At 69.7% G+C, this 18,512-nt stretch carries 13 protein-coding genes; 10 read left to right on the top strand and 3 right to left on the bottom strand.

All coding sequences use genetic code 11. The features are described 5' to 3' along the window. The first annotated feature begins 84 nt into the window (after positions 1–84). From QM619_RS10900 to QM619_RS10860, 9 genes are all read left to right on the top strand, one after another. Positions 85–792: a queuosine precursor transporter gene (locus QM619_RS10900; protein WP_415108152.1), complete on the top strand. Its 708-nt coding sequence runs from the start codon at positions 85–87 to the stop codon at positions 790–792. Between the two features lie 847 nt (positions 793–1,639). Continuing rightward, a complete protein-coding gene (locus tag QM619_RS10895; RefSeq protein ID WP_415108149.1) occupies positions 1,640–1,963 on the top strand; it encodes a hypothetical protein in 324 nt (107 codons plus the stop codon). A gap of 64 nt (positions 1,964–2,027) precedes the next feature. Continuing rightward, positions 2,028–3,299 carry a M16 family metallopeptidase gene (locus QM619_RS10890; RefSeq protein ID WP_415108146.1) on the top strand — a complete coding sequence of 424 codons (1,272 nt, stop codon included), beginning with the start codon at positions 2,028–2,030 and terminating at the stop codon, positions 3,297–3,299. Beyond that, entirely contained in the window at positions 3,296–4,618 is a 1,323-nt protein-coding gene (locus QM619_RS10885) for a M16 family metallopeptidase (protein WP_415108143.1), read from the top strand. Before QM619_RS10890 ends, QM619_RS10885 begins: the two co-directional genes overlap by 4 nt. A gap of 212 nt (positions 4,619–4,830) precedes the next feature. Beyond that, positions 4,831–5,664 carry a glycosyltransferase family 2 protein gene (locus QM619_RS10880; RefSeq protein ID WP_415108140.1) on the top strand — a complete coding sequence of 278 codons (834 nt, stop codon included), beginning with the start codon at positions 4,831–4,833 and terminating at the stop codon, positions 5,662–5,664. 66 nt (positions 5,665–5,730) lie between these two features. Next, positions 5,731–6,282, top strand: a complete 552-nt coding sequence (locus tag QM619_RS10875; RefSeq protein ID WP_415108137.1) for a hypothetical protein — start codon at positions 5,731–5,733, stop codon at positions 6,280–6,282. 294 nt (positions 6,283–6,576) lie between these two features. Then, positions 6,577–7,290 (top strand): hypothetical protein, encoded by a 714-nt coding sequence (locus tag QM619_RS10870; RefSeq protein ID WP_415108135.1) that lies wholly within the window; start codon positions 6,577–6,579, stop codon positions 7,288–7,290. After that, positions 7,290–8,840, top strand: a complete 1,551-nt coding sequence (locus QM619_RS10865) for a DNA polymerase Y family protein (protein WP_415108132.1) — start codon at positions 7,290–7,292, stop codon at positions 8,838–8,840. The genes QM619_RS10870 and QM619_RS10865 overlap by 1 nt, the downstream gene beginning before the upstream one ends. A 16-nt stretch (positions 8,841–8,856) precedes the next feature. After that, positions 8,857–12,237 carry an error-prone DNA polymerase gene (locus QM619_RS10860; RefSeq protein WP_415108129.1) on the top strand — a complete coding sequence of 1,127 codons (3,381 nt, stop codon included), beginning with the start codon at positions 8,857–8,859 and terminating at the stop codon, positions 12,235–12,237. A gap of 146 nt (positions 12,238–12,383) precedes the next feature. Here the strand turns inward: QM619_RS10860 and QM619_RS10855 are convergent, their stop codons facing one another. From QM619_RS10855 to QM619_RS10845, 3 genes are read right to left on the bottom strand one after another with little or no spacing between them, the layout of a single operon-like run. Next, complete coding sequence (locus QM619_RS10855; RefSeq protein ID WP_415108126.1) at positions 12,384–13,568, bottom strand: 4-hydroxybenzoate 3-monooxygenase; 1,185 nt, start codon at positions 13,566–13,568, stop codon at positions 12,384–12,386. Further along, positions 13,565–14,218: a hypothetical protein gene (locus QM619_RS10850; protein WP_415108123.1), complete on the bottom strand. Its 654-nt coding sequence runs from the start codon at positions 14,216–14,218 to the stop codon at positions 13,565–13,567. The genes QM619_RS10855 and QM619_RS10850 overlap by 4 nt, the downstream gene beginning before the upstream one ends. Continuing rightward, a complete protein-coding gene (locus tag QM619_RS10845; protein ID WP_415108120.1) occupies positions 14,211–16,730 on the bottom strand; it encodes an alpha/beta fold hydrolase in 2,520 nt (839 codons plus the stop codon). Before QM619_RS10845 ends, QM619_RS10850 begins: the two co-directional genes overlap by 8 nt. A gap of 213 nt (positions 16,731–16,943) precedes the next feature. Between QM619_RS10845 and QM619_RS10840 the strand changes: the two genes are divergently transcribed. Then, positions 16,944–18,512 (top strand): YncE family protein (locus QM619_RS10840; protein ID WP_415108117.1); only part of this gene is annotated, 1,569 nt, incomplete at its 3' end.

Genomic DNA, 18,512 nt, shown 5'->3' with positions numbered 1-18,512 from the left:
CTGCCACCTCGCCTCACCGTGGGCGAGAACGACGGGCAACCCGTACACAATCGATGTCGGCGGACCGCTGTAGGCTTCCGGCCCGTGACCGAGCCGCGCCTGTCTCCGCGCCCCACCTACGACCTGGTGCTGGCCGTCTTCTGCGGCCTGCTGCTGATCTCGAATGTGTCGGCGACCAAGCTGATCGAGTTCGGCGGCTCGGCCGAGATCGGCGGCTTCCCCGTGCTGCCGATCATCACCGACGGCGGCGCCTTCCTGTTTCCACTGACCTACGTGCTGGGCGATGTCCTCGCCGAGGTGTACGGGCTGGCCAAGGCCCGGCGGGCGATCTGGACGGGCTTCGTACTGGCCGCGCTGATGTCGCTCACCTTCGCCATCGTGGCGGCCGCGCCGCCGGCGTCCGACTGGCCCAACAACGACGCCTGGGGCGCGGTGCTGGGTTTCGTGCCACGGATCGTGCTGGCCAGCCTGGCCGGCTATCTGGCCGGCCAGTTCCTGAACGCGGTGGTGCTGGTCTGGATCAGGGAACGGTTCGGGCCCGGACGGCTGTGGGTGCGGCTGGTCGGCTCCACCATCGTCGGGGAATTCGCCGACACCCTGGTCTTCTGCCTGATCGCGTTCGGCCCGCTCGGTGCTTTCCTCGGCGGCGGCAGCCTGGATCTGCCGACGCTGGCCAACTACACACTGGTCGGCTTCGTCTACAAGGTGCTGGTCGAGGTGATCTTCCTGCCGGTCACCTACCGGGTGATCGCCTGGATCCGCCGCCGCGAAGGCATCGAGGTCGCCAGCTGAACTGGTGGCATCGATCCGACCAATGGCCGGCTGCCTGCTTGGTCGTACCGCGATGTCATGAGACGGCTGCGCGACACCGAACTGGAGGACGCCTACGCCGAGGCCTGGCACGAATGGTCGGCTTCCGGCGAGGCTCGGTCACGGGCGTCCACCGTGTCAGACGGGGCTGGAATGCCCCTGCCCGACCAGCCGACAACATATTCACCGCTGACTGAAATTGATGTCATCCCTTGTCAGCGGTCTCTGGATCGGGGTCTTGGTGGGCCTTCCCGGCGAAAACCAGTACGTCGCTAAAGACAAGCCAGTGGTCTGCTGAGTATTCTGTACACGGGTGAGCCTTGGGGGGTACATGAGCGAATTGCTCTGCCTACAGCTGCGTATCGCCGCTTGGGGCGCCGCAGTGATGCTGAGCGCGACCCTGTTGCTGGCCGCGGCACCCGCGTTCGCCGATCCCACCGACCAGCCGTGCGGAAACGACGCTCAGCCCTGCGAGAGTTCGTCCAGCCCGTCCGATCCCACGGGCGACTCCGACGATCCCACGCCCGAGCGGTCCCCCTCCACATCACCCAGCACCCAGCCACCCGCGGAGGAAGATCCACGACCGGGACCGTCCGAGACCGGCCCGCCGAGTTCCGAACCCGTGCCCAGCGCCAGTTCCTCGATCAGCCCGCCCGACCTCGCTCCGACCCTGGGACCGCCGGTCGTGCCTCCCGAAGCACCCTCCCTCGACCCACCGGTGGTACCACCCGGAATTCCGACGTTGAGTCCGACGGAACCGACGACCCCCACGCCGACGCAGCCCACCCAGACGTCCCGCCCACGACCGACGACTACGCAGACTCCGACGGTGGCCAGTACGGAGCCAGTGCCGTCGTCGTCGCGTGTGCAGCAGGTCGACATCTCGCCGGCGCCCGGCACGATCGACGCCGGGACGCCGACCCCCGACCCCACCGTCCAGCAGACCACCGGCACCCCGTCTCCCGAGTCACCGCGTCCGGAGAACTCGTCCGCTTCACCGCCGCCCGGTACCGGCAGCTCCGGGCCATGGCCGCCGACCGACTCGTTCGCGCTGGAGCGAGGGCTGGCAGCGATGGTGCCGGTTCTCGCCGGTGCCGTCGTGGTGATGGGGCTGACCCTGCTGTTCCGGCCGCCGCGGCGTCCGCTTGCCTGACGCTCTCACGGCACTTATCCCGGCGTACCCCGCCGTCGGGGTTCGGTGTGGTTCGATGGCCCACATGTCGACTGCTGTGCGTTTCCCTCTGCACCTCACCGTCTTGGGCAACGGAATGCGGGTCGTGGTCTCCCCCGATCCGGCCGTGCCGGTCGTCGCGGTGAACCTGTGGTTCGATGTCGGCTCCCGCGACGAACAGCCGGGTCGCACTGGGCTCGCCCACCTGTTCGAGCATCTGATGTTCGAGGGGTCGGCCCACGTCGCCGCCGGTGAGCACCTGGCCATCGTCCAGAGCGTCGGCGGCTCGGCGAACGCCACCACCTGGTTCGATCGCACGAATTACTTCGAGACCGTGCCCACCCACGCCTTCGACCTAGCCCTGTGGCTGGAGGCCGACCGGCTGTCCAGCCTGCGGCTCGGCCAGGACACCCTGGACAACCAGCGCGCCGTCGTGCTCGAAGAGAAGCGCCAGCGCTACGACAACATTCCCTACGGCGACGTCCTGATTCACCTTGTCGGACTGACCTTTCCGGACGGCCACCCGTACGCCCATCCCACCATCGGCTCGATGGACGACCTCGCTGCCGCCAGCCTGGACGACGTCCGCGCCTTCTTCGCGACCCACTACGCCCCCGACAACGCGGTGCTCACCATCGTCGGCGACGTGACGCCCGACCAGGCTGCCGCCCGTGCCGACCACTACCTCGGTGCCGTGCCGCCGGCCGCCCGTAGCCCGCGTCCGGCGACGCCGCCGCTGCCACCGCTGGAGGGCCTCCCCCGTGCCGACGTGAGCGCCGACGTCCCGACCGACGCCGCCTACGCCACCTGGCGGCTGCCGGCTCGCGACACCCGCGAGTTCACCGCGCTCGAACTGGCATTGGCCGTGCTCGGCGACGGTCAGACGTCCCGGCTGCACCGGCGGCTGGTGCGCACCGACACGATCGCCGAGGGTGCCGGGGCGTCCACTTTGGGACTCATCGGCGGCACCAGCATCGGCTTCGCGCAGGCGCGCGGGCTGGCCGGCGTCCCCGCCGAGCAGTTGGAGGACGCCATCGTCGACGAGGTCGCGCGCCTGGTCGACGAGGGTCCGCTGGAGGCGGAGGTCGACCGGGCGAAGGCGCAGTTCGAGCGGGCCTGGCTCGACCAGCTCGGCAGCTTCGACAGCAGAGCCGACCTGATCGGGTGCTACGCCACCCTGTACGGCGATCCGGACCTGGTGAACCGTCACCTCGACGAGGTGCGCGGCATCGGCCTCGACGAGGTCGCTGCAGCCGCCGGCCGCTGGCTGCGTCCCGAGCAACGAGCGATGCTCAGCTACCGGAAGGAGTCCGCATGAACCGGCCGGTGGTGGGCCCGCCGCCTCACTGGGACTTTCCCACGCCGCGGGAAGTCACTTTCGACAACGGCCTGCGGGTGCTCGTCTTCGAGCGGCCCGGACAGCATCTGATCAACGCCACCCTGGTGCTCGATCTGCCGCTGTCGACCGAGGCGTCCGAACGCGAGGGCGTCTCGGTCATTCTGCAGCGCTGCCTGGACGAGGGCACCGTCGCGCATCCGGGGACCGCCTTCGCCGACGAGTTGGAGAGCTGCGGCGCCGTCTTCACCGGAGGCAGCAGTCATTCCGCGGCTCATCTCGGCCTGGAGGTGCCCAGCACCCGCTTCGCCGCGGCCCTTCCGCTGTTCGCCGAGGCGGTCCGGGAACCGCAGCTGGCGTCGGACGACGTCCAGCGCCATGTCGAGTTGCGGCTGGCCGAGATCGCCCAACAGCAGGCCCACCCGACCCAGCGCGGGGCCATCGCGTTTCGTTCGACGGTCATCGGCGACGCCTTCCGGGCGTCGCGGCCGGCCGCCGGAAACGCGGACGCGGTCGCCGGCATCACCGCCGCGGACGTCCAGGCGCAGCACCGCGCCCACTACGGCCCCGGACGCGGCACCCTGATCCTGGCCGGCGACTTCGGCGCCGATCCGCTGCCGAGTGTCGCGGACGCCTTCGACGACTGGCAGCAGTCGACCACGACCGTTGCCCATGAAGATCCGCGGCCGGCGCCGTCCCGCGTCCTGCTGATCGACCGTCCAGGTGCGGTCCAGGCCGATGTCCGCCTGGGCAGATTCGGGCTCGACCGGCGGCACCCGGACTATGCCGCACTCCGTCTGGGTGGCTTCGTGCTCGGCGGCGGCTTCCTGAGCAGGCTGAACCGGGTGCTGCGCGAGGAACGTGGCTATACCTATGGGGTGCAGTTGGCCAACACGCCGTCCCGTTCCGGCGGCCTGCTGGCCATGCATGCCTCGTTCCGGACCGAGGTGGCCGCTGCGGCGATCGCGGAGGCGTCCGAACTGCTGCGGGTGGACGGCGATCGCGCACTCACCGCCGCCGAGCTCACCGACGCGGTCAACTTCCTGGTCGGGATCGCACCGTTGCGGAGCGCGACGGCCTCCGGGATCGCCGACCAGGTCGCGACGCTGATCGAGGCCGGCCTCGAACCAGATTTCGTGAACGCGCACGCCACGGCACTGCGCCAGGTCACCCCCGACGACGCCACCGCAGCCGTCGCGCGACACCTGCCGCCGGACGACCTCAGCCTGGTCGTGGTGGGCGACGCCGACGTCCTGGCCGATCAGCTGCAAGCCGCCGGGCTGCAACCAGACGTCGCCTGACCAGCGTTTTCCCTAGCCCTGGCCTCCCGGACGCAGGGCCCTGCTTCTTTCGGCGTGCCATCGCACGGTCGCCCTAGCTCACTGCCGGACAGCCATGGCGGTGAGTCGATTTCAGGATGCGAGCGGTTGGCGGCCCCTAATAGGTCTGCTGTAACTTAGGTAAGGCAAGCCTTAGTCAGCTGATCCACTCAGTCTTCGGGGGAAGTCTGCTCATGTCGCTCCGTACCGTTCCCGCACACCCGCGGGTCAGCATCATCGTCCCTACCTTCAACGAGGCACCCAATCTCGAACGCGTGCTGCCCACGCTGCCGGACGTGCACGAGGTCATCGTCGTCGACGGCGGCTCCACCGATGGCACCGTCGAGACCGCCCAACAGGTGATGCCGTCGGTGCGCGTGATGCAGCAGACCAGAACGGGCAAGGGCAATGCCCTGGCCTGTGGTTTCGCCGCGGCAACCGGCGACATCGTCGTGATGTTCGACGCCGACGGCTCGGCCGATGCACGGGAGATCCCCCTCATGGTGGCCGCGCTGCTCAGCGGGGCTGACTTCGTCAAGGGCAGTCGCATGCTGCACGGCGGCGGCTCCGCCGACCTGACCGCTACCCGCGCATTGGGCAACCGCGCCCTGACCGGTCTGGTCAACGTCCTGTTCCGCACCCGCTACACCGATCTGTGCTACGGGTACAACGCGTTCTGGCACGATGTGCTCGACGTCTTCGATCTCCCCGACCCCGAGGCCGGCGGCACCCGTTGGGGCGATGGATTCGAGATCGAGACCCTGCTGAACTGCCGGGCCGCCGCCGCCCGGCTGACCATCCTCGAGATCCCCAGCTATGAGCACGACCGGATCCACGGCACCTCGAATCTGCGAGCGCTGCCCGACGGCATGCGGGTGCTGCGGACCATCGATGCCGAGTTCCGCCGGCTGCGGATCTTGCGTTCGCGCACCCGGCACCTCGGCGCCACCGCCCGCTTCTCCACCCGGCCGGTGCAGCGGCCGAGTGGCGTCCCCGCCTTCCGCAGTCCGCACCGGGTCGCCGGCTGAGCCTGACCACCGGATGACCCGACCGGACGGCGGATAGGCATTTCCCCTCATCTCAGGAGACCCCCTATGTCTGCTGCCGCCATCGACAGCTCCGCACATCTCGCCTCATCTCCAGCGCCATCGACACCTGCGCTCCAGCGATACAGCCTCGGCCTGCTCCGGCTGGGTTTTGGCTGGGCACTGTTCTGGTCGGGAATCGACAAGATCTTCGGCCTCGGCTTCGCCACCACGCCCGAACAGTCCGTTCTCGCCGGAGTCTCACCGACGAAGGGCTTCCTGCTGTACGGCCTCGCGGACGACGCGCCCGCGGCCGCACTGCTCAAGCCGCTGGCCGGGAATCCCGTTGCCGACGCCTTGTTCGTGCTCGCCACCGCCGGAGCCGGGTTGGCGTTGATGCTCGGCATCGGCACCCGTGTCGCCGCGATCGGCGGCGGTGTGCTGATGCTCAACCTCTGGTTCGCCTCATTGCCGCTGGAATACAACCCGTTCCTCGACCAGCACCTGTTCTACGCGCTCGCCGCCCTGTCAGTACTGGCCTTCGACTCCGGTCGATATCTCGGCCTGGGGACGGCGTGGCGCAATCTGCCGCTGGTCCGGGGCAACCGCTGGCTGATCTGAATCGCCGCCTCGACCGGTCGATTGCGTTCAGGAACCGCTGATCATTCGCGTCATTACGGGCTCCGACCCGGGATATCCGGCGGGAGAGATCCCGGATCAAGTCTGGATCAAGTCCGGGATGACGATGGCGGGGCTTTGATCAGCGCATCCTTCAGTCGACGATCGCCCGCAAGGCGGCCACGTGGCCGCGGTAAGCGGCGCGCCCCTTCGCGGTGTGCCGGGCCCAGGTGCGGACCAGCCGGGAGATGCGCCGCCGGCTTGACATAATCGAACATTCGTTCGATCATCGACGGTATGTCGATCGGTGTCGCCTCTCCGCTGGACGCGGACGCGCGCCTGGCAGGCGTCCGCCGGGTGCAGGGCGACGTCCGCTGGGCCGACACCCGCGCCAGCCGACTGCTCCCGGTGCCGCCGGCGTTGACCGGGCTGCTGCCGGGCGGCGGGTTGGCACCGGGTTCGGCCTATTCGGTCAACCACGGGGCACTGTTGCTGGCGCTGCTGGCGGAATCCTCGCGAGAAGGCTCCTGGTGCGGAGCGATCGGGCTACCGGAACTCGGCATCGAAGCCGCCGAGCAGGCCGGGCTGAGTCTCGACCGGCTGGCGCTGGTGCCGCATCCGGGCGAACGCTGGTTCGCCATCACCGCTGCCTTGGCCGAGGTGGTTCCGATCGTCGCGGTCCGCCCTGGTGGCCGGGTGCGGGACGCCGATGCCGCCCGGCTGTCCGCCCGGTTGCGCAGCAGCGGAACGGTGCTGCTGGTCGCCGGTGCATGGCCGCGGGTCGAGGCGACCCTGAGCACATCGGCGCCGCACTGGTCGGGAGTCGGCGACGGGCACGGCTACCTGACCACCCGCGAGGTGGTGGTCGCCGTTGCCTCGAAACGGCTGCCGGCGCCCCGGCAGGCACGAGTGTCGCTGCCGGACGGCTCGGGCCGGTTGACGGCGGCGTCCGGCTCGGACGTCGCGACGGAACGCGTCCGCACCGGTGAGTCGCTGCGGGTGGTGAGCTGATGTCCAGCCCGAAGCCTCGGCGGTGTCTGGTGGCGTGGTTCCCGGATTGGCCGATCACCGCCTGGCAGCGGACCAAGGGCCATCCGTTGGTCGAGCCGGCGGGTGTGGCGGTGGCGATCCTGGAGGCGGGCACCATCCTGGCCTGTTCGGCGGCCGCGCATGCCGACGGGGTGACCGAGGGAATGCGCCGCCGGGAGGCCCAGACCCGGTGTCCCGGATTGGTCCTGGTGCCGGCCGATCCCGGACGCGATGACCGGGTCTTCGCCACCGTGCTGGATCGCCTGGAGCAGGTCGCTCCGGGGTTTCAGGTGGTCCATGCCGGGCTGTGCGCGGTACCCGCCCGCGGCATCGCCCGGTACTACGGCGGCGAGCTGCCGGCGTCCGAAGTGATCCTGGACGTGCTGTCCGAGCTCGGCCTTACCGATGCGCGGGTGGGGGTGGCCGACGGACTGTTCACCGCCGAACAGGCCGCCCGGTCGGCCGCGCCGCCGGACCGGGTCGAGATCGTCCCGCCGGGCGAGTCCGCCGCTTTCCTGGCGCCACTACCCGTGACGGTGCTGACCGACGAGGCCCTGACCGTCCTGCTGCGCCGACTCGGCGTCCGGACCCTGGGCAGCTTCGCGACGCTGGAAGCGAGTGCCGTCCGGGAGCGGTTCGGCGCCCACGGCGCTCGGTTGCATGCGTTGGCCGGCGGCCGGGATTCCCGGCCACTGATCCCGCGGACCCCGCCGCCCGAGTTGATCCGGGAGGCGAGCTTCGATCCGCCCCTGGAATTGGTCGATCAGGTGGCCTTCTCGGTGCGGGCGACCGTGGATGAGTTCATCGCCGCGCTGAGCACACACCGGCTGGTCTGCACCGAATTGCGGGTCGGCTGCACCGATTCCGACGGACGGATCAGCGAACGGGTGTGGCTGCACCCGACGGCCTTCGATGCCGCCGCGGTGGTCGACCGGGTGCGCTGGCAGTTGGCCGGCGCCGAGGGTCTGCGCGGCGGAATCACCGCCGTCCGGCTGGAACCGGTCGCGGTCGATGACGCCGCGCACCACGAACCGGGATTGTTCGGGGCCGGGGTGGACGAGCGCATGCACCATGCCCTCTCCCGTGTGCAGGCGATGCTCGGCCACGAGGGCGTGGTCACCCCGGTGATCGCCGGCGGTCGCTGGCTGGCCGAGCGGCAACAGCTGGTGCCCTGGGGCGAGCGGGTGGTGCCGGCCAACTCCCGCGCCGAACCCTGGCCGGGCTCGCTGCCGGCACCGGCCCCGGCGACCGTCTTCCCGCAGCGGCATCCGGTGACCGTCCTGGACGCCGCGGACGCCGCGGTCACGGTGAGCGAGCGGGGCGAGCCGTCGGCGTCCCCGGCCGTGCTCGTGGACGGTGCGCGACGGCGTCCGATCGAGGCCTGGGCGGGGCCGTGGCCGATCAGCGAGCGGGGCTGGGACGCCGCTCGCAGCCGGACGGCGCACCGCTTCCAGGTGGTGGACGCCGACCAGACCGCCTGGCTGCTGGTGCTCGAGCAGGGCGCCTGGTGGGCCGAAGGCCGGTACGACTGATGGGTGGGTACGACTGATGGGGTTCGACAATCCGGCGGTCACCTGGCGGCAGCTGGAAGGGACGCTGAGCGGTCGCCGGGTGGCGCGCGACGACGCCCCGTTCTCGTGGAAGCGGGGGCCCTATCAGCGTCCGCCGATCCAGCGTCCGACCGATCCGGTGCCCTATGCCGAGTTGCATGCCCACTCGTCGTTCTCTTTCCTGGACGGCGCTTCCGGGCCGGCGGCGCTGATCGAAGAAGCGGAGCGGCTCGGCCTGCACGCGATGGCGATCACCGATCACGACGGCTTCTACGGGGTGGTCCGGTTCGCCGAGGCCGCCGAGGTGACCAAGGTGCAGACCGTGTTCGGCGCCGAGCTCTCGCTGGATCTGCCGGCTCGGCAGAACGGCCGGCCCGACCCGGCCGGCGTCCATCTGCTGGTGCTGGCCCGCGGCGAAGAGGGCTACCACCGGCTGGCCGCGGCGATCACCGAGGCCCAGTTGGAGGGTGCCGAGAAGGGCCTTCCTCGCTACCGGTTGGAGCGGCTCGCTGAGCGGGCCGGCGGGCATTGGGCGATTCTCACCGGTTGTCGCAAGGGCGCCGTCCGGCGGGCGCTGGCCGTCGGTGGGTCCGAGGCGGCCGGTAAGGCCCTGGACGAGTTGGTGGCGGTGTTCGGCCGCGACGCGGTGACCGTGGAGTTGACCGACCACGGAATGCCGCTGGATTCGACCCACAACGACGTCCTGACCGCGCTGGCCGCCGCCCGCGGGCTGCCGGTGGTGGCCACCGGCAACGTCCACTACGCCCGGCCGCAGGATCAGTTGCTGGCCCAGGCGATGGCCGCCATCCGGGCGAACCGCAGCCTCGACCAACTCGATGGCTATCTGCCGGCCGCGGGCACCGCCTTCGTCCGTTCCGGCGCCGAGATGCAACGGCGATTCCGCCGCTACCCCGGCGCGGTGGAATACAGCGTCACCCTGGCCGACCAGCTCGCCTTCCCGCTGCGCAAGGCCAAGCCGGCGCTGCCTTCCCAACAGGTGCCCGAGGGTCATACCCCGATGAGCTGGCTGCGGCAGCTGGTCTGGGATGCGGTGCCGCAGAAGTATCCCGATCTCAGTCCGGCGGACGCCGAGCGAATCGAGCGCGAGCTGGAAGTGATCGAGACCAAGGATTTTCCGGGCTATTTCCTGATCGTGCACGACATTGTCGCCGAGGCACGTCGTCAAGGCATTCTCTGTCAAGGTCGTGGTTCAGCGGCCAACAGCGCGGTGTGCTATCTGCTGAATATCACCGCGGTGGACAGCATCGCTTATCAATTGCCGTTCGAGCGGTTTCTGTCGGCGCTCCGCAACGAGGAACCCGATATCGACGTCGATTTCGATTCCGACCAACGCGAGAAGATCATCCAATACGTCTACGACAAGTACGGACGCGATCGAGCCGCCCAGGTCTGCAACGTCATCCAGTACCGGCCGAAGAATGCGGTGCGCGACATCGCCGGCGCGCTCGGCTTCGGCCCCGGCCAACAGGACGCCTTCTCGAAACAGATCGAACGCTGGGGTCCGCTGGCCGATGCCGAGGACCACGACATTCCGCTGCAGGTGATCGAATTGGCCGATCAGTTGCTGAAGACACCGCGCCATCTCGGCATCCATTCCGGCGGCATGGTCCTCACCGACCGTCCGGTCAGCGAGGTGGCGCCCATCGAACCGGCCCGGATGGAGATGCGCACCGTGATCCAGTGGGACAAGGACGACGCCGCCTGGATGGGGCTGGTGAAATTCGACCTGCTCGGTTTGGGCATGCTCGCCGCGCTGCAGCACACCTTCGACCTGATCAAAGATTCGACCGGTGAAAAATGGGAGCTGTCCACGATTCCCAAGGAGGAGCCGGCGGTCTACGACATGCTCTGCCGAGCCGATTCGATCGGCGTGTTCCAGGTGGAATCCCGCGCTCAGATGGGGTTGTTGCCACGGCTGCAGCCACGCCGGTTCTACGACCTGGTGATTCAGATCGCGCTGATTCGCCCGGGACCGATCCAGGGCGGTGCGGTGCATCCGTTCGTCCGCCGCAAGCTGGGCCGAGAGCCGGTCACGTACGCGCACCCAAAGCTGGAGTCGGCACTGAAGCGCACCCTGGGGGTGCCGGTGTTCCAAGAGCAGCTGATGCAGATGGCGATGGCGATCGGCGAATGCAGCGGTGAGGACGCCGACCTGTTGCGTCGCGCGATGGGCTCCAAACGCGGCGAGGAACGAATCGACTCCTTGAAAGAGAAGCTGTATGCGGGAATGGCCCGCAACGGGTTGACCGGTGACGCCGCGGACGCCATCTACCAGCAGATTCACGCGTTCGCTAATTTTGGTTTCGCCGAATCGCATTCGCTGTCGTTCGCGCTGCTGGTCTATGCCAGTTCATGGCTCAAACTACATTATCCGGCGGCATTCCTGGCCGGGTTGCTGCGGGCCCAGCCGATGGGCTTCTATTCGTCCGCCACACTCACCGCGGACGGCGCCCGGCACGGAGTGAGAGCATTGCGGCCCTGCCTGGCCCGCTCCGGTGCGGACGCCGTGCTGGAGGCGCTGCCTGCTGACCAGGCCCCCGTCCCCGCTGGCCCCACCGGCATGGCGTCCTGCCTGGAGCGGCACCAACCCCCGGTCGGCGACTTCGACGCCGGCGCCCCCGACGAGTCGGCCGCGCATCGCCGCGACGGCCGATTCGCCGTCCGGCTCGGGCTGGCCGGCGTCCGGGGCATCGGCGCCGAGGCGGCCCAGAAGGTAGTGACGGCGCGGGAATCGGGTGGGATGTTCACCTCGATGGAGGATCTGGTGCGCCGCACGTCGCTGGCCGCGCAGCAGTTGGAGGCGCTGGCGGCGTCCGGTGCATTGGAGTGTCTCGGACTGACCCGGCGCGAGGCGCTATGGCTAGCCGGTACCGCCGCCCTCGATCAGCCGGGATTTCTGCCCGGCACATTGCCCGAGATCCAACCACCGTTGTTCCCCGAGCCGTCCACGTTCGAGACCCTCGCCGACGACCTGTGGGCCACCGGCATCTCCACCGACGACCATCCGCTGGCGCATCTGCGCGCGGGCCTCGATGTCCGCGGGGTGCTGCCGTCGTCCGCGTTGCGCACCGCCGAGGTCGGACGCCGGGTTGAGGTTGCCGGGGTGGTCACCCACCGGCAGCGGCCGTCCACGGCGTCCGGGATCACCTTCATGAACCTCGAGGACGAGCACGGCCTGATCAACGTGGTCTGCTCGCAAGGAGTCTGGACGCGGCACCGCCGGGTCGCCCGCGACTCGCCCGCGCTGATCGTCCGCGGCATGCTGGAACGCTCTCCCGAAGGTGTCACCAACCTGCTGGCCGACCACTTCGAACCCCTGCGACTCCGCGTCCGGGTCACCTCGCGCGACTTCCGCTAGGCCGGGGACGGTTCTTCTCGTTCGAATTTCGCAGTATTGGGGGACAGACCCTCGACACCAAGGTCCGTCCCCTGCGCGTGCGAAACTCGCACGAGTAAGAACCGTCCCCGAAGGTGCGAAATTCGAATGAGAAAGAACCGTCCCCGCTAGATCGGGAGGCCGGTGTAGCTGTCGGCGAACCAGCGGGCCAGGGTGCCACCGTCGGAGAGGGTGCGGATCTGCTCGGAGCGCAGTTCTTCGCCGAACTCCTCGTCGTCCAGCCGGTGCAGGAGATCTGTCATCCACCAGGAGAAATGGGTGACCTGCCAGACCCGGCGCAGGCACGCCTCCTGGTAATCGTTCAGGGCCGAATCGTCGCCGTGCAGCACCGCCCGGACGAGCCGGGAAGACAGTTGCACCATGTCGGCGACCGCGAGGTTGAGCCCTTTGGCGCCGCTCGGCGGGACGACGTGGGCGGCGTCCCCGCCCAACAGCAGCCGGCCGTAGCGCATCCGGCGGTGCACCACGCTGCGCAACGGGGTGATCGACGACTCCAGGAACCGTCCCTCGTTGACCGGGCTGTCGGGCAGGTCGAGCCGGCGGTGCAACTGCTCCCAGATCCGGTCAGTACTCCAGTCGGCCAGGGTGTCGCCGGCCGGCACCTGCAGATAGAGCCGGCTCACCTCCGGCGTCCGCATGGACGCCAGCGCGAACCCCTCGGGATGCCGCGAGTAGATCAGTTCGTGGCTGGGCGGCGCCGCCTCGACCAGCACCCCGAGCCAGGCCGCCGGATAGCGACGCTGCAGGGTCTGCCGGCCGTCGGCGTCGAGCAGCTGGGCGGTGATGCCGTGTGCGCCGTCCACCCCGGCCACGTACCGGGCGCTGATCGTGCTCTCCCCCGCCGCATCGCGACAGCTGACCATAACCCGGTCGTCGTCGAGGCCTTGCAGCCCGGTCACCTCGCAGCCGAACCGCAGCGGCAGTCCGTCTGCCTCGCGCAACCCGATCAGGTCGCGGACCAGCTCCCGCTGCCCGTAGACCGTCACCGTCTTGCCGCACAGAGCCGCGAAGTCCACCCGATGCCGCACCATCGCACCGCCCGCCCGATGCTGCAGCTGGACGCCGTCGTGCACCAGGCGATCGGCGAGCATCCGCTCCCCGACACCCAACTCGACCAGCAGATCGGCCACCGGCTGCTCGATGATGCCGGCCCGGACGCGGCCCAGCACGTAGTCGCGGGAGCGGCGTTCCAGCACCACCGCGTCGATGCCCTGCAGGTGCAGCATCCGGGCCAGCACCAGGCCGGCCGGTCCCGCGCCCACGATGGCGACGTCGGTCTGGATCGGGTTCATCGGTTCCTTCCGTTCGGATCGGACGGGTCGTCGAAGATCGCCGGCGAGAACCATTCGACGAAGTAGCCCAGCGGACGGCCGTCGACCGGCAGCGTCATCACGTACTCGCGGCCGGGAATCGACTCGGTCTCGGATCGGACGCCGGCCAGCTGCGTCGCCCACCGTCCGGCCGGACGTCGTCCCCAGCCGGTCAGCCGGCGCGACGTCACCACCCCGGCCTGGTGCAGCGTCCGACCGATCGGCGCCTCGGAGGTGGCCAGGGTCCGCACTACGGTCTCCGGCAGCCGGTCCACCACGCAGCTGACGCAGGCGGTCGCCCACACCTGTGTCGCGCCCCGCAGCAGCACCTCGCGGACCAGCAGCGACTCTTCCGGCAGCAGTTCCAGCACGTCGTGCGCCCGCCGCAACTCGGCCGCGACCGCCAGCGACGCCGTGCCGGTGTAGGGGTTGGCGCCACCCCCGGCCACCGACAGGTCGTCGGTGGCCGCCACTACCCAGTGCTGCAGCGGATGCGCCGTCACCTGCTCACCGGTCAGCACCTCCAGCGAAGTGGTGGTCAGACCGTCGCCGCGCAGCACCAACTGCTCCAGGCGTCCCAACCCCGGCAGCCGGTCGGTGGCCGCCCGCGCGCGCCGCGACCGGTCAGCCAACGCGCGCACTCAGCGCATCGCCGACCAGGGCCGCGATCCGGTTCACGTACGGCGGTTTGAGAATCGCCACATGGCCGCATTCCACCTCGTGCACGCGGTATTCGCCGGTCAGCACATGCCGCCACCAGCCCCGGTCGTCGGCGTTCTCCGGGGTCAGGAACACCTCGGTCGGACCGTCCCAGGGATGCACCCGATACCACTCGGTGAGCCGCAGACCGTGCTGGAAGAAGACCTGGTCGCGCACCGCCGGCGGATACGGGTACAGGCCGGCCCCGAGCAGCTGCAACCGGGTCAGCCACAATTCGCGCCGGTTCTGCTTGTGCCCACCGGGAATGCGCAGCTCCGGCGCCGACTCGCCGCTGAGCTTGGCCAGCCGTCCGGGCAGCAGGGTGTCGAGCAGCACGGTGAGGACGACGTCGTAGCCGCGCTCACGGAGCAGCTGGGCGGCCTCGACCGCGAACAGCCCGCCCAGCGAATGACCGACCAGCACCACCTGCCCGGGCTGCTGACGCCGTTCGATCAGGCCCACGTAGCGTTTCGCCGCCCGCCGCACCGACCAGTCCGGGATCGCCCGCCGCTCCAGACCACGCACCTGGAAGGCGTACACCGGGTGGCTGGCGTCGATCTTGCGCACCAGGTCGGCGAACAGATAGGCCGGGCCGCCGGCACCCGAGAAGCAGTACACCGGCACCCCGTCGCCCTCGCGGAGGGTCACCATGACCCCGTCGTCCAGGCTGGGCTGCCGCCCCGACTTCTGCCGGACGCGGGCGGCGAACGCGGCCAGCGTGGGCGCAGCGGCCAGGTCGGAGCCGCGCAGATCGATGCCGTCCTCGGCGAGGGCGGCCAGCATCTCTTCCACCGCCAGCGAGTCGCCGCCGAGCTCGGCGAAACTCTCGTCGCGCCCCACAGTCTCCAGCTTCAGCACGTCGCACCAGACCGCGGAGACCAGCGCCTCCCACTGGTCGGTGGGCACGGTGAGGTTCGACCGGACGGCCGGCGCGGGCAGCGCGGCCCGGTCCACCTTGCCGCGTTCGTTCCGGGGCAGCGCGTCCAGCAGCACGATGGCCTGGGGCACCATCCAATCCGGCAGCCGTTGGGCCAGCGCCACCCGGAGTTGGGCCAGCGACGGCGTCCGGCGGGTCGGGTCGGGCACCACGTAGCCGATCAGCCGGCCGGCGTCGGCGTCCGCGATCACGACGGCGTCGAGCACCTCGTCGATCCGGCGCAGCGCCGCCTCGACCTCGGCCGGTTCGACCAGGTAGCCGCGGATCTTGACCGCGTCGTCCTTGCGTCCGGCCAGGTGCAGCTGGCCGTCGAGCACGCTGCCCCGGTCACCGGTGCGAAACACCCGCTCGTCGTCGCGCGTGGCGAACACCTCGGCGGTCCGTTCGGGATCGCGCCAGTAGCCGGACGCCAGGAACGGCGAGCTGACCTCGAGCACGCCCACCTCACTGGACGGCAGCGGGCTGCCGTCGTCGGCGATCGGACGGATCGTCTTGTTCCGGGTCACCCGCCCGGCCGGGATCTGACCCGACGGCAACCGCTCGCCGGCGCGCACGTGGAAGAAGCTGAGGTGCCCGGTCTCCGACGACCCCACGTAGTTGGCGTACGCGGCGCGCGGCAGGTAGCTGCGAGCGGCGGCCACATCACGGCCGTGCACGGGTTCGCCGCAGGTGGTCAGCAGCCGGATCGCCGGGAAGCTGTTCAGGCTGAGGCTGCCGTTCAGGTGCCGCAGCATGGACGGCGTGCAGTGCAGCGTGGTGATGTGCCGGTCGGCAAGCCAGTCGGCGATCTCGCCGACCGGACCCTGCCGGGGGTCGAAGCTCTCCACCAGACAGCCGTTCAGCACGGCCATGAAGAGCACCTCCTGCCCGGCGGCGTAGGCGGGCGGCAGCAGCATCGCGCAGACGTCGCCGGCCCACAACCCGAACTCGTCGCGAGCGGTCGCGGCGCCGTTGACCACCGTGGCGTGGCTGAGCACCACGCCTTTGGGGGTGCCGGTCGAGCCGGACGTGTACACCAGCGTCGCCGGAACACTGCCACCGGGACGCAGGACCTCGCCGGCACACGGCGGCCCGTTCTGCCACAGATCGGCGACCGTCTGGACGCCGGCGGCGCCGGCGTCCGCGGCCAGCTGCTGCAGGTCGTCGTCGACCACGGTGGACGTGGCGCCCGAGGTGGTCAGGATGTGCCGCAGCCGGGCCATCGGCAGCTGGGCATCGAGCAGCACCAGCGGCCGTCCGGCGTAGACCACGGCGACCGCCAAGGCCAGCGCGCGAGCCGAGCCGCCGAGCACGGCCAGCGGGGCGTCCTGGACGCCGACCGCGGCGAATTCCCGGCACAGCCGTCCGAGTTCGCCGTAGCTGACCACCGTGCCGGACGCGTCCCGAATGGCCGGACGCACCGCGTCCACGGTCGCGAGAACAGCGTCCAACTGGTCGCACAACGGCGCCCTGGACCATGGATCCGGCGTAGTCAGAACCGCCATCGACGGCACCTCCTGAGCCAGCATGAACCCCCCTTGTCACCACACTCTGAGAACGATCGGATGATTGTTAGGTAATGCTAACCTAAGCGACGTCGTCGCCCGTGGGAGGTTCGGTCGGCGGACGAGTTCCAACCATCAGGAGGAGAAGCAGTGCGCACGCAAATCCAACGAACATCCGGGGGTGGGCTCCGCCAACCCCTCCGAGCACTGGGGGGTGTGGTCGCGCTTGGCTTGTTGATGGGGTCGTTCGCCGCTGCTGCGCCGCTGGCCCAGGCCGCCTCGGTCACCGTCGGCAGCCGAACTTTCGACGTGCAGAGCGCGACCGTCGGCCAGGACAACTACCAGGCCGCCTACTCAGCGAAGAACAACGTGGTCTGGGTCACCTCGACCACCCACAACTGGGACAGTGGCACACCGCGCGCTGCCGTCTCGACGATCAGCAAGCTGAACCCGGCCACCATGCAGGTTGTCAGCACGATCACACCGCGCACCCTGGATGAGGGCACGGCCACCGCCCGTCCGGAAGCCGCCTACGGCATTGCCGTCGACGACGAGAACAATCGGATCTGGACCAGCGCCACCCGCGAGGACGCGGTCGTCGTCTACGACCAGGACACTGGGGCGCGGGTCACCACGATCGGCGATCTCGGCCATGCCCGCGACATCGCTATCGACTCGTTCCACGACATCGCCTACGTCAGCGACCCCACCGGCGGCACGATCACCAAGATCGACACCAACACCCTGCAGGTGGTCGACACCATCACGGGCCTGACGTCGGGCTTCTCGCCGATGGCGCTCGATCTGGTGGCCGATGCCAACACCGCCCTGCTCTACACGGTGAACCTCAACGACGGCGCGCTGATCGAGATCGACTCGATGACGAAGAGCTTCCGGGTGGTCGCCAACACCGGAGGCGAGTCGGCGTCCGGTGTGTCGGTCGATCAGGCCCGCGGGCTGGCCTATGTGTCCAGCCAGGGCTCGTCGGACGTCCGCACGGTGAACCTGTCGACCGGCGCCTTGATCAACACGGTCGCGGGCACGGCGGCACAACTGAACAACGCCGTGGACGCCGCCAACGGCCTGGTCTACAGCGCCACCTTCGGCGGCTCGACCGTGCTGGTGCTGGACGCCGCCACCGGCGCCAAGATCGGTGAGGTGCCGGTCGGTACCGCACCCAACGACGTGATCGTCGCCGGCGGGTCGGCCTACGCTGTCGACCGCACGACCGGGGGCTCGAAGGTGTGGAAGATCACTCCGGAGGACACCACGAGCGAACCGGAGCCGACGGCCACCGCAACGGCCACCGCAACCGCAACGGCCACCGCGACCGTTGTGGGCACGCCGACCATCGGCGGGACCATCACCTTGACGGGCACCGGCTGGACGACCGAGGACGGCACGTCCGGCTCCAAGATCGCGCTCAAGCTCGACGACGGCAATATCGAGAAGACCGACGGCACCGAGGTGTGGCAGGTCATCGACGCCAACACCGACGGCACGTTCTCGGTCCAGGTGCAGCTGCCCGACGGCACCACCACCGGCACTTACGGGTCGGTTCCGGCCTACACCACCGGCGCTCATGTGCTGCGGCTGCTGACCGGCTCGCTCAAGGATGGCGACACCCGACGCAGCCAGAAGATCGACATCACCGTCGCCGCCAAGGCGGTCCCGACCACCACGGCTCCCACGCCCACGGTCACCACCACCCCGACCACCACGGCTCCCACGCCCACGGTCACCACCACCCCGACCACCACGGCTCCCACGCCCACGGTCACCACCACCCCGACCACCACTCCGACG

This window comes from Micropruina sp. (genome assembly GCF_047606665.1).
Taxonomy (GTDB): Bacteria; Actinomycetota; Actinomycetes; order Propionibacteriales; family Propionibacteriaceae; genus Micropruina.
The sequence above is the reverse complement of the archived record's forward strand: the minus strand, read 5'-3'. Positions and strand labels throughout refer to the sequence as shown.

Bases quoted from the DNA above. Each gene is read 5' to 3' on its own strand.
- QM619_RS10890 (WP_415108146.1), top strand. From the start codon at position 2,028: ATGTCGACTGCTGTGCGTTTCCCTCTGCACCTCACCGTCTTGGGCAAC.
- QM619_RS10885 (WP_415108143.1), top strand. From the start codon at position 3,296: ATGAACCGGCCGGTGGTGGGCCCGCCGCCTCACTGGGACTTTCCCACG.
- QM619_RS10880 (WP_415108140.1), top strand. From the start codon at position 4,831: ATGTCGCTCCGTACCGTTCCCGCACACCCGCGGGTCAGCATCATCGTC.
- QM619_RS10875 (WP_415108137.1), top strand. From the start codon at position 5,731: ATGTCTGCTGCCGCCATCGACAGCTCCGCACATCTCGCCTCATCTCCA.
- QM619_RS10870 (WP_415108135.1), top strand. From the start codon at position 6,577: ATGTCGATCGGTGTCGCCTCTCCGCTGGACGCGGACGCGCGCCTGGCA.
- QM619_RS10865 (WP_415108132.1), top strand. From the start codon at position 7,290: ATGTCCAGCCCGAAGCCTCGGCGGTGTCTGGTGGCGTGGTTCCCGGAT.
- QM619_RS10860 (WP_415108129.1), top strand. From the start codon at position 8,857: ATGGGGTTCGACAATCCGGCGGTCACCTGGCGGCAGCTGGAAGGGACG.
- QM619_RS10855 (WP_415108126.1), bottom strand. From the start codon at position 13,568: ATGAACCCGATCCAGACCGACGTCGCCATCGTGGGCGCGGGACCGGCC.
- QM619_RS10845 (WP_415108120.1), bottom strand. From the start codon at position 16,730: ATGCTGGCTCAGGAGGTGCCGTCGATGGCGGTTCTGACTACGCCGGAT.